The following is a 17,441-nucleotide window of genomic DNA, read 5'->3' on the forward strand; positions in this document are numbered from 1 at the left end:
GATAAATGAAAGTTACTGCGTCAGAAACTCCGCCTTCTCCAGAAGGCGCATAATCATCACGGCACCCTCCGCGCGGGAGGCGTTGGTCGTCGGGCTGAGCGTCGTCGCCGACTTGCCGTTGATGATGCCGAGGTAGATCGCCTGCGCCATGCTGGCTTTGGCATACGAGCTAACCTTGCTTCGGTCCGTGAAGCTGGACAGATAGGAATCCTGCGAGCTTGGCAGGGTTATCGTCTTATCAGCGGCCTTCCACGCCCGCATCATCATCGTCGCCATATCCTGGCGGGTGATGTAGCTGTTCGGCTTGAACGTCGTGCTGTCGATACCGTTCACGATTCCTGCTGATGCTGCTGCGCCGATATAAGCGCCCATAACCGTACTCGAGTTAACATCCTTGAACTTGGCCGCCGCAGATCGGTCGCCCTGGAGTCCAAGACCCTTAGCGATATACGTTGCGAACTCGCCGCGAGTAATCGGCTTGTCCGGCTCGTACTTGGACACCGTGTGGCCTTCGACGATGAATTTGCGGGCCATCATTTGAACGGTATCAGCAGCCCAGTGTTTGCCCATGTCGCTGAAGGAAGATGTATTTTTTACAAGCGCGTAGACGCTGTTCCCCTGACGGTGGAACGTGGCTGTCGTTACACCGTTCGTTGTCTTGAACGACGTCGGCACATAGGATAACGTCGCTGTCACCGGATCCAGCCATACGACGGAAGACTCCGCCTCGTTGACCGTGGACGTCGTCTTGAACGTGCGAGTCAGATACCCGCCGAAGTCCTTCAGCTCCTGCTCCTGCGAGCCATTCACGACGGACACCGCGAAGCTCGCCGGACCTTCAACGACTGTCGCTTTTGCGCTCTTAATTGCGTTGGAGAGCGGCAACGTCAGCGTGGTTGAGGTGGGATCAATCTCGACGACCAGTTGATTCGAGACTCCGTTGCCGCCAACCGCCGTTGCCAGCTGAGCAAAGCTCAGCTCGCGCAGCGGAAGGCGATAGCTTACATCGCCGTGCAGCACTTCAAGAATGACGTCACCGCCCTGCTTGTACGCCATTTCAAGCGTGATAACCGATACGGCAACGATTGCAGCCTTTTGGCTGTCCGGCACCATGAATGCGATGCGCGGACTGGCCAGTCCTGCATTGCGCGCAGTCGTAACGGCGGCGATGAACTTATCGTTATTCAGTGTATAGCGGTTCGCAGCTGTGCCGCCATGCGAGACATCCGACGTAGACATCGCTCCGCTGCTCTTGATTACGACGCCCTGGCCGTCTTCGGCCGCTTCATAATCGCCGGTCAGCGTATCGAGGAGCGTTGTCTGATTCGCAACATTGACGTTGGCGAACGTAGGAACCGCTTCTCCACCGGAGGATTTTAATCCACTCGCATTGGTATAATACGAGATTTCCGCTTTCTCCCCGACATTTGCCGGTGAAGCCAGCGTCAGAATAACCGTGCTGCTGCTAATCTGCACACTCGACACGACGCGGACCATATCCTTCACGCGAACGATGAACAAGCTCGCAGAAGGTATGGACGTCTGATTGAGTGGGGCGCTGAAGTTCAAGGTCAGCTTCGAGCCCTTGAGAATAGCGCCCTGCATCGTAGCGATACCACCTGTTCCCGTACCGGTTCCAGCGTTGGCCGTAACGTTGGTGAACGATGTTGCAGCATTGCCGCTAAGATCCATAACCGACAGGCCGTTGCTAATATAGGAGACACGCACTGTCTGTCCGGATGTGACAGCTGTTCCAAGTGTCAGGTAGACGGAATCGCCTGCGATAACGATGCCGCTTATCGTACGCGTCTGGCTATCTGCCAGGACGCTGTATTGATAGATGCCCGGGGTACTCCCCGGGTTGAGGTATTCATTATATTTTAACGTCACGATGGTGCCTGCTGCAGTAATGCTCTGCAAGACCGGTGCGCTGACATCTCCAACGGTACCTGTGCTGCCTGTCACATTGTAGCCGCTGATGCTGTTCACTTGACTGCCGGATGTCCCATACAATGGGTAGCTGCCCGGCGTATACGACACTCGAACGGATTGGCCGCTCGGAATCGAGCTGCTCAGAGTCAACTGCACAACATTGCCACTGTGCCAGATGGCCGTTGGACTGTAGTTAATGCCCCCTACTTCAACTGTGAACTGCGTATAGGCATATGCGTTAGGCGTCATCAATGCTTCACTGAAGTTTAGCACAACAACATTATTATATGCCGACCCGCTGGATATGACGGGATTCGTGCTCGTGAAGCCGTTCGAGATATCCAGCTTAGAGAAACCTGCAGCCTGATTGCCGGACAGATCCTGCACCAGACCAACAAACGGCTTCGTGTAGGATAGCTCCACCTTCTGACTGTAGCCCACGGAGCTGGACAACGTAAGCAGCACCATATTGCCCTCTATCTGCACGCTGCGAATGCTTCGCGCCGCTCCTGCCACTGTCGCGTAGTAGCTCGCAACGGAAGGTGACAGCTCCGTGTTCAGAGGCTCATTGTAGATCAAACGAATAACAGAGCCGCTGACTTCAGATTTCGTAATGGCCGGCTGAGTTGTATCTCCACCCTTCGTTAGGAACGTCCATTGGTATTGGTTCAGTATACCAGCGAATGCGTTGCCTACGAGATCGGTAATGGCCCCTTCATCAATAGCTATATAATAATTGGTGTTCGCTGCCAGCGGCGAGCTCGGCACAATGATCATCTTTTTATTATCGGCCGAATCGACATAGAAATTGGCATCCACTGTAACACCCGAGCTTACAGGGGTGAACTGAATTTCCTTCGTAAGATCACCTCTTGCAATCGGCTTGTCGAAGGTTGCCGTGAACGTCCCCGATGTGTCGACAGCCGTTGAACCGTTTGATGGAGAGACAGATACAAGCAGTGGACGCGTACCGTCCTGCGTAATAGTGAACGCCCATCCGCTTGTGCCCGAGATACCGGCATAGAAGTTGCCCGCACCGTCTCTAATGGCACGATTGCCGATCGTAACATAGTATTTCGTATTATTCAGGAATGACTTCGCCGGATCACTGGACGAAACATACCCCGTTGCATCGATAGTCAGTTGATTCGTACCGCCGCCTCTCACACGGGTCGATGTAACAGGGATCGAGCGGAACAGACCGCCTCCCACAGACTGACGAATTTCAATCGTGCCTGTGTTTGGATAGACGACCTCGTTGAAGGTAAGCACGAGATTTGTACTGGTACTTACGGCTGACCCATTATTCGACGGCGACAGGCTCGTAAGAGACGGCGCCGTAGTATCATTGCCATAGCCTGTCGAGAAATTCCAGATCGTTGCGGCAGAGATGCCGTAGAACCACTCGCCAGTGTTAGGAGCAGGACGGGAGAACGCTCCTGGCTGGATGAGCACGTAATATGCCGTGCTCGGGGCCAGATCCTCAGGCAGATTAATCGTCACCGTATCTGTAGTATTATCAATTGTAATAGCTGAGTCCGTCGCCTCCAGCCTATATACTGCCTTATTATCGCTGACTCGTCTTATTTCCACATATCTGCCGGCATTCGCTTGCACATCCTGATCGAAACGAATGGTCAGATTGGAAGCGATCGGTATCAGTGTTGCATCATCCGCAGGGAAAAACGGATTGCTCGCAGCCAGATTGACCGGGGCCGAGGCCGTCGTGAAGCTCCACTGCATGGCATCAAAAGAATTACCCGACGCATCCTGGAAGTTGTCCCCCGCAATTCGAACCGTATACGTTGCCGTTGGGAGCAGGGCTCCGTCCGGTGTAATCGTAATTTCTGTCGAACCGCTTCCTGTCACCATCGAAGAAGTAACCGGAATGGATCTCGTATCGTCTGCAGATTCCAGTGTAATATACCCATTCGAAGCATATACGGGCTCGCTGAACTGAATCCGGATGATGCTTGTAATGGAATGTGTACCGGCAGTCGCAGGACTGTAAGAGCCCGGAGCAGCAAGCGTTGGCTTGACAGAGTCCTCTGACACTACCGTGCGGAAATTCCATCTGGTCGCACTCTGGATGCCCGCATATGGCGCATTGTTCGACACATTAAGGAATGCTCCAGCGTCTACTAGCGCATAATATTCCGTATTCAGGTCAAAACGATTCGACGTTGCGCTAAGAAGCGGATCAATAATCGCTTCTCGCCCTTCAGATATCGTAATTCTTCCTGAACCGACGCTAATTCTCTCCACCACCTGGTTATCGGATGAACGATAGATGGTGACAGCCGTCGTGGCTGAGCCCAGCTTGATGTTCTCGTCGAACAGGATGCGCAGGTTCGCCCCCAGGGGCACATTGGTAAGATTATCAGCGGGATAGAAGCTCAGCGCCGCCGGGCCGCTTGGAGCTGCTTCCGCGTGTCTAGGCGCAGACAATCCTGGCACACCTAGCTGCAGGATCATCGCGAAGGCCAGCAGAACGGAAAGCTTTCGGATTCGATACATGTCATCATTCACTCCTCATCAAACACTCGTACCTTATTTTTCGGTTCAACACGATGAAAAATTTAGGGTATCCGCCTTTTTTGTACCGTTTGAAACCAATCGTTGCTTCTGACCATAAAAAAAACGCCGTTCCAACCATCATTTATCATGACGGATGAAACAGCGTTTCGGTTGCGCACCTCGCGCATTCTGTCGAGAAATTTATAGACCTGCGCCGGATTTCAGCAGCTCAGCCTTGTCTACGCGCTCCCAAGGAAGATCGATGTCGGTACGGCCGAAGTGACCGTAAGCGGCAGTCTTCGCGTAGATAGGACGGCGAAGGTCCAGCATCTTAATGATGCCAGCAGGACGAAGATCGAAGTTGTTCGTGATCAGCTCGACCAGCTTCTCCTCGGACACTTTACCCGTGCCGTATGTGTCGACGTTGACGGATACCGGCTTCGCTACGCCGATTGCGTAAGCGAGCTGGATTTCGCATTTGTCAGCCAGACCGGCTGCAACAATGTTTTTGGCTACATAGCGAGCCGCGTAAGCTGCAGAACGGTCAACCTTTGTTGGATCCTTGCCGGAGAACGCGCCGCCGCCATGGCGAGCATAGCCGCCGTAAGTATCTACGATGATTTTGCGGCCAGTCAGACCGGCATCACCTTGAGGACCGCCAATAACGAAACGGCCAGTTGGGTTGATAAAATATTTGGTCTCCGCATCCAGCCACTCTTCCGGTACAACCGGCTTAATGACATGCTCCATGACGTCGCGTTGGATTTGCTCCAGCGAGATTTCTTCCGCATGCTGAGTGGATACCACGATAGTGTCTACGCGTACAGGCTTGCCGTCCACGTATTCAATCGTTACTTGCGTCTTGCCGTCCGGACGGAGGTAGCCAAGCGTATCGTTCTTGCGCACCTCGGACAAGCGGCGTGCAATGCGGTGCGACAGGGCGATTGGCAGAGGCATAAGCTCCGGTGTCTCGTTCGTCGCGAAGCCGAACATCAGGCCTTGGTCGCCTGCGCCGATGTCTTCGTTCTCTTGCTTCATGTCCTTGCCGTCGCGCGTCTCGAGAGCCGCGTTCACGCCTTGCGCGATATCCGCGGATTGCTCGTTCAGCGACGTCAGAACCGCACACGTGCTGTGGTCGAAGCCGAACTTCGCGCGTGTATAGCCGATCTCCTTGATTGTGCGACGCGCAATGGATGAAATATCAATAAAATCCGCGCGGCTGCTGATTTCTCCAATGACAAGCACAAGACCTGTCGCTACCGAAACCTCGCACGCTACGCGCGCATTAGGGTCTGCTTCCAGGAATGCGTCCAGTACGGCGTCCGAGATTTGGTCACAAATCTTATCCGGATGTCCTTCCGTAACTGATTCCGATGTGAATAAATGGCGTCCTTTAACCGACATTCGATATCAACCTCCTAATTTCAATCCTCGCCCTCCAGGAAGAGTACGATATTGTTTTTCGACAAATAATAAATAAGTACAATGGTTTTATACAAAATTGAACCTTTTCCGCGAAGGAAAAGGTTGTCACACAGCTCTTCTTCTAAAAAGTTATGATACCTAAAATGTCGCATAGTGTCAATGGACGCCATCGGGTTTGTTTATAGGGTAAACCCGCCGCCCAGCACGGATTCTGCCTGCGCGATCAAGCGTTTCGTAATCTCGCCTCCGACCGATCCCGCTTGACGTGTCGAAATGTCCGACCAATGCACACGGCCCGCGCCGCTGCTTGGAGCTGCTCCAAGCTCGCCTGCAAATTCCGTATCCGCAGAGCCTGCCGAATAGCTTGGCGTCATTAAGCCAAACTCCGCAGCAATTTCATATTTCATTTGATCAAGGGCAGCCTTGCAAGTGGGAACAACGACTTTATTGGAACGACTCATGTTGATGCACCTCCAAGATGTGATGATTACATCCCTATTGTGCATCCCTGCCGTCATCCTCAAGCGTGCTTTCTGTTGTCAATGCGGGTAGAATGTAGCACCTTATCCACCAATCGTATTGAATGCCAACTCAGGTCTGATGGGCTCAAAGCAACGAGCTGCTCAGCCTGGGTTAGACTGCAGCAGCTCGCTTCGTTCATTATTTGATGGTATAAGTCCCTTTCACCATAAGGGTGAGCGGCCCTGTCTCGTCTGGGTGCCCCATGATGCCGCGTCCATCGCGTGGGAACCAGATCAAGTGGTTCGTCGGCACATCCTTGCCGCTCTTGATATCGATCCCGCCCGTCAGATCGGAGATGCCATTCGTGTCGGAGCTGTAAGCAACCGCTTTGCCTACACGAACCACTGCTTCGCCGCCCGCTGCAATCATGAGCGTCTTGCCCACAGGCAGCTCTACAATCTCCAGCCCGGAAGCCTCTCCCGTGCCACCGGCCGTTCCTCCTGTGCTGCCTCCTGTAGAGCCTCCAGCCGTGCCGCCATTGCTCAGCTTCGCAATCTGCTCATCCACATAGCTTTTGGTCACCACAGGATCCTCTATCGTTCCAGGCGCTATCGCCGAACCAGCCTCCAGCGGCTTCGCCATAGCCATGCCGACCCACACACCCGCTGTTACAATGACAGCTGCAGTTAATACCTTTAATGCCCTCTGTTTCACTAAAGTGGTCTCCTCTCTAGTATCTTATTAGTAGGATACTAGATTTCATGAAATTCATCTACTTCTATGTCCCTTATTGCGTTGTTTGGAACCATTTAAGTTGTTTTGAAGCTAATAGTATTTTTGCATCCTGAATGACAGTGTAGATATTTATAACATAGTCATCATACTTTTGAATTTTATTTTGAATATGTTCATCTTCAAATATAATTTCTAGCGTTCCATCTTCAGTAGGTTTTAATATTGTTTCTTGTGCTTGCGTTGCCCCAATACCAAATTGCTTACTATATGTCGGTTTCCCTGTGTTTTGATCTACAAATTCAACTAATACTTTATGATCACCCGCGATTAAATCGTATGATTTATCTCTTTTTAATGAATAATTCGTTTGAAGTTTAACACCACTTACCGTAAACATCCCTGTTACATGAAGTGACGCATGAATCTTGCTCAGACTTAATTCATAACCTCCAATAGCAATATTTGAAAATGATGTGTTAATTGCAGTAGAGTCAAAATTCAATTTATATTTTACTGGCTTAATAATAATACCGGTAGCTGAAGATTCTTCATCATTTTCCGAACCTGTAGTTCCGACTTTTTGACCCATTACAAATTCCATTTTGGAATCTTTAAAACTTTGAGGCACCTTAGCCCATCCGGATATTAATACCCTTCCATTGGCCCTTATTTGATTATTCGTTTGAGAAAATGATACTGGAATAATTTCACCTAAATCATTGGATAAATATCCTCCGAGTTCGGCAATTTTTGAAGCTCTTGCTTCCTTATTAGTTAGATCTAACTCAACATAAAAAATCTGTGAATCCTCAAAGTTGATAAGTCTTGACCGCTTAATATTTACATCAGATCTTTGACCAACTATCTTTGTTGAATACGTCTCATTTTCTTGAATACTTGCAATTTCATTTATTGTATTGCTTGTGAATTGAAACAAATGTTTATGACTATTAGCGTCAGAAGAAGTTTGATTAGTCAATATGAATGAGATATTAGTTATTGATGTAGAATAAGGTATGTTCGAATAAACCAATAGATTTATAGACTGACCTGGTGCAATGGTTACGTTATTGTTTAATGTTATTTTTTTAGCTTCTACATTCAACTTAACACCATTAATCATAAAGTAACCGCCCAGCATCGGAACTGTACTGCTTTCTGACCCTTTATTGGTTATCACAAGATCTGCTATCAACGTGTCCTTATCAGTAGAAGCTACACGTTGGATAGATTCCAGCTTTATATTGTAATTGTTGTACTTGTAACTGCTTCCTATCGCACCTAATTGTTGGCTAGTTCTAAATAAGTAAGAACCCAAAACATATCCTTCAGATTTTTCATTCGCACCTGTAAAAACAACGATTTGTGCTTGATTCAGGTCGATATCCGCGGGCAGTATACCTTCAACTTCTAATACCTCTCTGATTTGTGGAATGAGTTTTGTTGAATTTTCAGCTGTTTTCTTAATCGTCAAGGGATATGTCACACCATTAGCTGTAAGGATTGAAAATGCCATGTTTGGATAATCAACCGATTCCAGCCCCACATTTCTTATCGCATAATGAATGTTAATTGTAGTCTTATCTTGCACCTTACTTAAAAAAGCAGATTCCAGAAAAGTATTAATTTTTTGCCCGTTTATAAATGTATGTTTTGTTTTATCAATAGGAGTGATTGTATTATCTTTTGTCAAAGGTATCTGTAAAGAAGCGATTGGTAGCATTACTCCGTTTGCTTCCTCTTTGATCGCAGTGACAAAGTCTAATGATTTATCGATTAGATGCTTCGGTAATGCTACATTTAATGTATAAATCTTTTGCTCACCAGATCTTAAAGGATTGGATGCAAATACGCTTACATCAAGCGGATATACCGCCAGCGAATCGGTTTGAATAAGGAGATTAAGTTTACTTAAATCGGCAGAATTAAGCCCATTATTCCGAATTTGATAATTTATTTGAAGGTAGGCATTGTTTTGGTCTTGCGTCATTATAACCTGATCTATTTTGAAATTTAACTTACTATTTCCAAACACCGAAAGTTTTTCTTTATTTACTGGTGTCGAAACAGAAGATCCTTTCGGAAATTGAATACTGCCTAGCTTTCTTTCATAATTTGGTGCACTGAAATCCCATTCTACTATATCAAATACAAATTCATTCAATTTAGTGTCTTTGTCTACAATTGAATAGAAAGTAATTGTATCACTACTATTGGCGGAAATTGCTTTTAAACTCTTATCTTGTTCTGAAATTTTTGTCGTAAACGATTTACCATTGGTTGCTCTTAAACGAACCCAATAATCATTTAAAGAAAGCTCTTTGTTCCCGGTATTCTTAATTAAAAATGTAAATGCTATTATTCGTCCTTGATCTTGCATCAGAAACTGCGCATCTAATAGACTAATCGTACTCACATTGTTCATTTTTATCACTTGATCAGAAAAACTTAAAGAATCTGCATTTGTTGTTGGAATTGTTGTCAACACTGTAGCATTTTGAACTAACAAAACACATGTAATCATTGCAATAATACTTGTCTTTACTATTATTGATTTCACTTTTATTTCCCCTCCTATTTATATTACCTATATAGACGACTGGACCCTGATGATTGTTACAAGTCCATGTATCTTTTATTATAAAAATGTTTTGTGAACTGTATATGTATTTACAAGCATTCAGATAATTTTCATTTTAAAGATTCAGGTTCGACGAGATTTTGAACCTAAAATTACCTTTAGAAGTATTCAGGTAAGTATAAGAAAAAGACAGGAGATTAATCTCCTGTCTTTTTCTTTAAAAAAGTATTAATTAGTTAACAACGATAACAGCAGTTCCAGTTACATTGTTGGAAGTGATATAAGTCAGAGTTGCTTGACCAGGTGCTTCAGCAGTTACAACTAGACCATTAACAGACGCTACCTTAGCATCGCTGGAAGTCAAGAAGCCAGTAACAGTGATATCCACACCATATTGGTCTTTAACAGCTACTTTATAATCAGTACCTGTGTTTGCTGTGAATGTTAATGTTCCACCATCAGCTACACTGTACTCAGATTTACCAAACTCAACTTTTGTAGCAACCGGTGCAACTGTAGAAACAGTGACAGTTGTTTCGGCAAGTTTAGTAGAACCTTTGTATGCAGTGATAGTAGCTGTACCTTCACCAACACCTTGAATTGTTTTGTTATTAACAGAAACCTTAGTTGTATCGGATGTTGTTACAAAATCAAATGCAGTATCTTGAACAAGCGCTACCTCTGTAGAATTAATCTTACCTACAAGCTGAATTGTTTTAGCATGAGCTGCAGATACGGCTTCGTTAATTTTACCGCCGAAGATTGTTCCTACGGATTTAATTTCATAGGATTTAACATCAGCGACCTTAACGACATTTACATCAAATTCAAACTTGGAGTTAGCTAAGCCTTTGATTTCTGCTTTGAACTTGGTAACACCAGTTTTTGTAGTATCAGCGAGAAGACCAGTAACAACACCATTGTTAGATACGATGCTAACAGAGTCACCCGAAACGATGGAAAGTTCTACAGTACCATCTGCATTTCCAGCATCCACAATTTCCAGTCCGGAAACAGTTTTAGTGCGGTTGTAGTTATCCAAGAAAGTTACTTTATCTTTGTTGAAGTCGACTTGAGCGCCATTTGTAAGTGTTGTAAGAACACTAGTAACGCCGTTTACTTTAACAGCTGTTGCGGATTTCTTAACAGCCAATTGCAATTGACCAACTTGTGCACCATTTACATAAGCGTAAACATATGCATTTGCATCGCTAGCAATTGTGTCAAATTTGAACAAAAGCTCGCCTTTACCGTTAACTTTTGGATATCCAGCGGCGAAAGCAACGTTGGAAGTAACGTTAACTTCATTTGTACCGTTGCCGAATTTGATGTCTTTAGCCGCTACATTACCGTTGAATTGATCAACAGCAACATAAGGAATCTTAACCTCTTCTCCAGCCACTACAAGGACGCCTGGGTTATTGATTTGGAAATTTTTGATAACAGAAGTGTCTTCAATTTTAACACTTGTAGTACCAGTTGCACCTGTTGTAGGGTTAACTGCATTTACAACCAGTGTTGCTGCCTTTTTAACGCCGATAGTCAGAACGCCGTCTTTATCAACAGCATAGCTGCTTACAACATTATCTTGGCTCAGCATGAAAGTAATACCCGAAATTGTGAATGTAGACAAAGTACCATTCGCAGCTACGGTTACTTTTGCTGTTTCAGCAAGTTTAATTTCGGTGCCGTATTGGTCAGTCAAACCAACCGGAACAACTAGGCCTTCGTCACCAGCTGTAATACGTGTTTTATCTTTCAGCGGAGCAATAGTACCAAGTGTGATTTTTGTAGCTGCGCTTCCTGCAACAACTTTGAATGTTTTTGTATCACTCAAGCCGGAAGAATGTGTAACTGTGACAACAACGTTATCGTCAACTTTCGCTACATTGTCGTTAGACAAATCATATTTACCATTCACATCAGCGCTGATTTGCAAACCTTTTGTAGCATTGTAAACCGTAACGTTCAAGGATGGATTAGCAATTTCTTTACCAAATTGGTTATACAGTTTTACATTGAGGCTTTGTCCTGCTGCTTTTTGCAGGGAAGTCGCGCCGATCTCAATCTTCGCAGGAGCTTCGTCAGCTACAGTTACTTGTTTAGCATCAAAAGAGCCTACAGTAACCGAATAAGTGCCAGCTGGCAGATAAGTGGAGCTCAAAACAACGGACTTGTTGTCTTCTGCATATTTAGCAGTTACTGGGTACTTAACAAGACCATTTTCAACTGTGAAAGTAAGTTCTTTTTTCTCTTCATCAGTTGCAGCCTTGTTGAAGTTTACAGTGATTTCACCTTTGCCAGTTTGTGCAACTGTACCCACAGCCAGATCAACAACTTCGATCAGACCCAGTTTCTCGCCAAGAGTTTGGCCAGTGCCAGGGATCTCAGTGTTCAGAGCAGTTACGATTGTAGCGTAAGTTTCGCCACGTGTAGGGATTGCAGCCATGTCAGTTGCTTCAGTAGCAAGACCAAGCTCGATTGCAAGCGCCGGAACTTCAGCGTACTTGTCGCCTTTAGTGTCAACGCCGAATGCGCGAAGAACTACTGCGAAGAACTCTTGGTTTTTCATTTCAGCTTTGAAGCCGAATTTGCCTTCGCCTTTACCTTCTACCAGACCTTCTTCAACAGCCCAAGTGATGAAGCCGTCGTAGAATGCGTCAGATACGTCAGTGAAAGTGTGGCCTTTAGCAGTTGCTTTTGCTTCTGCTTCTTCACCCAGAAGGCGGGACAGAAGAACTACAACGTCTTGACGTGCCCAGGATTGATCTTCTTTCAGATCAGTACCGTTACCTTGGATAACGCCCAGATCGTTCAGAACTTCACCTGGAGTTTTGTCAGCTGCGTAAGCAGCGCCTGCGAACATGGAAACAACCATCGAGCTAGCAACAAACAGAGATAAACCTTTTTTCATAACCTTTTTTTCTCCTCCTCGAATATCTTTCGGTTTTTGAGAGTTTTGTTTGGATGTTACGGAATCTAAAGAAAATGAATTGCTCGTTTTTCTCATAGCCGATTCACCCCCTTCCCAGAGTTAGAGCATTATAAATTATAAAATGATGTCTACAATCACGTTCAACCCTATGAAAGCATGATGTAGAAACTTGTAAACGATACGACAATAGATGCTAGACTTCGCGCACCACTTTAACATTATACAATGGGCATTTGCAACCGTAAAGAGGAAGTTGAGAATTCATTCCAGCTGATAGGTTACTGCCCTGTTGTGATAACGTCATGTACTTAAACGTATGTGGCGCGGAAAAGTTGCGGCGCTTCGAAAAAAGTTTTCACTTTTTTCTTTTTTGTTCTCTTCGACAAGCTCATTCGTTACTCATTCGTGTATTTCAACTCGTTAATTTCGTGTGCCTCGTCTTGTGCACGTTGTTAGTATAGCGCGGAATCATGCACGAAGTATATACTAACAATTTTCCATGGGTAAGATTACGTTTCACAAATCTAGTACAAGCGTAAAACCGCATGAATGCTAGGTCTCCCCGTATTCTTACACAGAAGAGAGACTAGCGAAACAGCTAGTCCCTCTTGAATTTCATCCACTAATTGTAAATCGGAGGAAGCTTCTTCATATCCTTCATCACGCGAGCCATAATGATGGCTGCATCGCTCCGAAGCAGTCTAGCCTTCGGCACGAACACGGAGCCTTCCTTCGGCTCTTCCGGATTGATCAGTTGGCCTTGAATGAACCCTTTCTTCTGAATAGCGAGCACAGATGGAATCGAATAATAATCGAAGCTGCCGGAATCCTTGAAGATCTTATCAAGTGAAGCCTTCGCCTTCGTTCCACTCGTCTCCAGCTTCAGGTCCAATGCTCTAGCGAGCATAACCGAAGCATCCTGACGAGTCAATTCTACATCCTCATCGAAGAATCCAGGTCTGGTGCCCCGTACAATGCCTGCTCTGGCCGCCGTCTCAATATAACGATAGTCAAACAGCGCATTGGCATTATTCGCATTTGTAATGGTCTCTGGATAATACGAGAAGTGCATATCGCCGCCGTAATTCAATGGAAGGTCCAGCGCACGAATAATCATACGGGAGAACTCGCCGCGCGTTACGTAGCGGTCTGCACCGAATACGCCTACAGGGTCAACTGCATTCATAATACCCTTAGCGTAGATGGCTTCCATAGCTTCACGTGCATAAGGATGATCCGTCATGTCGTTATAGCTGCGTGTCATCTTGGCTGCGACATAATAGCCGAACTTTGTGAACGGCACAGTGATTGTACGATTCTTCTCGTCGACAACACCGCCGATATTCTCCCATGTGCTGTTGTACGGGTCGAATCGGAAGACGGTAATCGTCGTGCCCGCTGCTTGCGCCACATTGGCATCGTATGACAGTGTCAGCTCGCCAGCCTTGGTAGGGACCAGCTCGCGGTCGAATTGGTTCCAGCGGCTTGCGAAGCTCTCCAGATACTTGCCAGCCACGTTCGGGAACGGAAATGGATCTACGCCGCTTGTAATCGGGTCATACTGAGGCGAAGTGGGATCCGGGTCATCCGCAAGGCCTGCGTCGATCCAGAACAATGGGCTTGCCTTGATATACTGTCTGGCGATGTCTTGGAATCGATAGCCGATATGCAGATTGCCTTCCGCTTGACTGTTGGCTGAGTAGTTCGGCGGCTGGCTCTCGAACATATGGCGGTTCACGATGCCGTCATTCGGGTTAGCTATCGAGAACATAATATCATTGCCGCTGTACACCTGCGTTGATTGATTCGTTGATGCGTTATAATTTGGACGCACAAGCTGTGTATTTCTCTCGAACGTCAGCTCCAGAGCGCTGTCGAACATCTTATGTGACGACTTCATTGTCTGCAGCACCGATGCGCCAGGAATCGTTGCCGGAACATATTTGACGACTAGATCCTGCTTGATGGTATCATCGCCTCGTGTGATGGTGAATGGAATCTTCGTTTCCTTATTCTCCTTCAAATCCTTCACAACGGCTTTGAACGCGTCCACATAGGTTTCTACACCGCCCACGTATTCCACGAACTTCACGGGCTCAGCATTAATCTTGTTGACTACGATGGAGTCCGCGCCAGGGGAAGAGATAATAACCTCCACATAGTTCTGGTTCATCGTGCGCTCTTCCTTCAAAGGCGACTTAATTGTGTATGGAATGGATACCGGATTAATCTCCAGACGATAGGTGGCCCGAGGCCCCGCTTCACCTGCATTGAATACTGTAATCACGAATACCTGCGAGCTGCCGTCGATCGGCATGGACTGATTGTTCATAATGAAGTAGAAGTATTCATCATCTACATCATAGTAGAACCGAATAGACGCATCCGACGTCGACGGGTTGCTGCCCTTCGTAGGATCAGGATCTCTGTTGAAAGGTACCGTTTCGTAATTTGGTACAGGATCACCATTGGAAGTCGGCCAGAACTCCTTGGTTAAATCCCATTGAACCGTGCTCTTCCAGTTTGGTGAGGAGATGACCACCTTGTAGTTGTTCTTGCTGTCAGCCAAATCGGTGTGTCCCTGGACAAAGTTGCCAACTCCGCCCAGGTCCACAAAGTCGAAGGTTCCGTATACATTGAAGAAGGCTTCCTTCGTTGTGAAGACGGTGCCTTGCTTGGTGAAGCTAGGATCATTCGGCAGCGGCTTCGACGCTCCGCTGGTGTACGGATAGACCCCGTCCGTATTCGGAGCCGGAACAACCGGCAGATTCGTCGGGACGACACTGAACTTCAATGTGTTCTCGTAGACGTTCGTACCAGAGCGGAATACGATCTTGACCGTATTGTCACCCGCCTTGTTCATGACGGCTACGATATTATTTTTGACCGTGTCAGCACCAGCACCAGTAATTCCTTTGGGTCTGAACTTCGTTACTACTGAATCCTGCTCCAGCTCAATCTCCACATTATTCAGGTATAGGAAGACAGATTGCTGCTTGCCGGTAGGGCCTGTCGTCGTATTATAGGCAATGTCGCTTGTGTTGGTAACGTTCAAGAGTTGACCATAGAAATTCCCAAGCTCCGCCATCAGATCGGAGACATTGCCTTTAACCGTATCGTATTCGACCTTCATGCCGTCAACCAATGAGTTGAACTTCGCGTGCGGACCGTACAGAAGCTTCGCAATCACCTTCTTCACTTCTTGCGAGGCAGCAGTGTTGGCACGGTTAAGCTGGAAGGAAACCTCGTTGGTGCCGCTCTTCGGCAGCTGATCCAGCACGACGAATACACGCAGGAACGGCACCGACTCATTATTAACCGTTCGGTAAACAATTTCGGTCAGCGGAGGCGGAGTGCCTGTGCCCGGTCTCTTAATTTGGCTAAAATGCGAATTGCCATCCGCCTGCTGGTTCCCATTTATCTTCAGCAGGTTTGTATAGTCGGCGCCAAGCACCGAATAGTTGCCGATCAACACCTCTGCAGCCATTGGCATGGAATACACATTAACGCCATCGCTCGGAATATCTACACCCTGCAGGCCCAGAATTTGCGTAGAATTCGTATCCGGATTCACCATCGATACGTCGAAGCCGGACAGGTAATTAATGTCCTCGATATACGCCAGACTGTTATTCCGCACGGTGAACGTATACCAGCTGGAGTATCCATAGGAAGTATTGTTCGGCGCCTTGAACCGAATACGGTTGCTCGCATCGAACGTGAAGGCTGGCACATTAAATGTATAGTTAACCGTAATGAACTTTGTGGACGCAGTAATCTCGCTGTGCGTAACAGCAGCGGCTACTGCCACATCCGTAACAGAACCTCCATTAATCTGAGTCTCCATCGTGAACAGAGCGCCCAGCTTGTTAATAAACTGCGGATCCGTTGGATCGATGACCGTCTGCGGGCTCACCGGGTCATTGAGTGTACGCACCGGCAAAGGCACGATAGCCGAGCCCGTCACTTTAACATGTCCCGCTGTATTGGCGCCAGTGAGGAAGTTCATGTTATGTTCAAGCTTGGAGGTCTTGGACGTATCCTTCATCGCCAAGTTATAGAACGTCACTTCACCGTTATAGTATGCCACTTCACGGGTTGATTCAATAACCTGTCCGCCGTTGTAGACCTTGAACTGAATCGTGTTCATACCCTTGTCAATCGTCAGCTGCGAGGTGCTAAAGCGGTTGTCGCTTGTCGTGGAAACGTTAAAGTCGTAGCTGCGGCCGTTGATCACAATGGTAACCTTTGTAGCGTTTGGCGCTTTACCTGTAATCACGATAGATCCGGAGCTCGAGGTTTGATTGCCGGAGGCATAGAGCATGGTCGGGCCAGACTCCTGCATGTCGTACTCCTGGTTCTCGAAGTTGATCTTCAGGTCGTACAGCATCGGGCTGTTCCGGTATTCAATATAGATGGATTCGCTGACCTCAGAAGTGCCCGCAATGCCTTTGAACGTAATTTTGTTCAGGCCCGCGAATAGAACGATGCCGCTAACCGTAATTTTGTTGTCGTTGGTCGTGCTGATGCCAGTGCTGATCTCCTGAGTAGTGTTCAGCTCCTTGCCGGCAGCTGTAATTTGCTTAACGTTATAGCTGATGGAGCCGCCATTCACGCCATTGATCGTACCAGAGAGGTTGACAGTCGGCGTGGAGACGATTCTTGGACTGGAGATGACGTCATGCTCATTCGGGAACAGGAAGTAAGAGCCCGCAGCACTTGCCTGCTGAGGCAAGCTGAACGTCGGCAGCATGGTAATAAGTAGCGCAAAGGACAGTAGCAATGATAATACCCTTTTCAAAATGATGTTCCTCCTTCAAGTAGGCTATATGGAATAATTATGTGCTCGAAATC

Annotated in this window: 7 protein-coding genes; all 7 read right to left on the reverse strand. The window is 47.1% G+C overall.

The window, feature by feature from the left end:
• Positions 1 to 12: 12 nt before the first annotated feature.
• Positions 13 to 4,449: an Ig-like domain-containing protein gene (locus AB1S56_RS23360; RefSeq protein WP_340871079.1), complete on the reverse strand. Its 4,437-nt coding sequence runs from the start codon at positions 4,447 to 4,449 to the stop codon at positions 13 to 15.
• A 201-nt stretch (positions 4,450 to 4,650) separates the two neighbouring features.
• The gene (metK, locus tag AB1S56_RS23365; protein ID WP_340871081.1) at positions 4,651 to 5,853 is read right to left on the reverse strand and encodes a methionine adenosyltransferase; all 1,203 of its coding nucleotides are present in this window, start codon (positions 5,851 to 5,853) and stop codon (positions 4,651 to 4,653) included.
• 200 nt (positions 5,854 to 6,053) lie between these two features.
• Positions 6,054 to 6,335 carry an alpha/beta-type small acid-soluble spore protein gene (locus tag AB1S56_RS23370; protein WP_340871082.1) on the reverse strand — a complete coding sequence of 94 codons (282 nt, stop codon included), beginning with the start codon at positions 6,333 to 6,335 and terminating at the stop codon, positions 6,054 to 6,056.
• A gap of 199 nt (positions 6,336 to 6,534) precedes the next feature.
• The gene (locus AB1S56_RS23375; protein WP_340871083.1) at positions 6,535 to 7,050 is read right to left on the reverse strand and encodes a hypothetical protein; all 516 of its coding nucleotides are present in this window, start codon (positions 7,048 to 7,050) and stop codon (positions 6,535 to 6,537) included.
• 73 nt (positions 7,051 to 7,123) lie between these two features.
• On the reverse strand, positions 7,124 to 9,631 hold the full coding sequence (locus tag AB1S56_RS23380) for a hypothetical protein (protein ID WP_340871085.1): 2,508 nt from the start codon (positions 9,629 to 9,631) through the stop codon (positions 7,124 to 7,126).
• A 253-nt stretch (positions 9,632 to 9,884) separates the two neighbouring features.
• Entirely contained in the window at positions 9,885 to 12,662 is a 2,778-nt protein-coding gene (locus AB1S56_RS23385; RefSeq protein WP_340871087.1) for an S-layer homology domain-containing protein, read from the reverse strand.
• Positions 12,663 to 13,209: 547 nt separating this feature from the next.
• A complete protein-coding gene (locus AB1S56_RS23390) occupies positions 13,210 to 17,388 on the reverse strand; it encodes an S-layer homology domain-containing protein (protein ID WP_340871089.1) in 4,179 nt (1,392 codons plus the stop codon).
• Positions 17,389 to 17,441: the final 53 nt, after the last annotated feature.

Source organism: Paenibacillus sp. PL2-23, from assembly GCF_040834005.1.
Lineage (GTDB): Bacteria > Bacillota > Bacilli > Paenibacillales > Paenibacillaceae > Pristimantibacillus.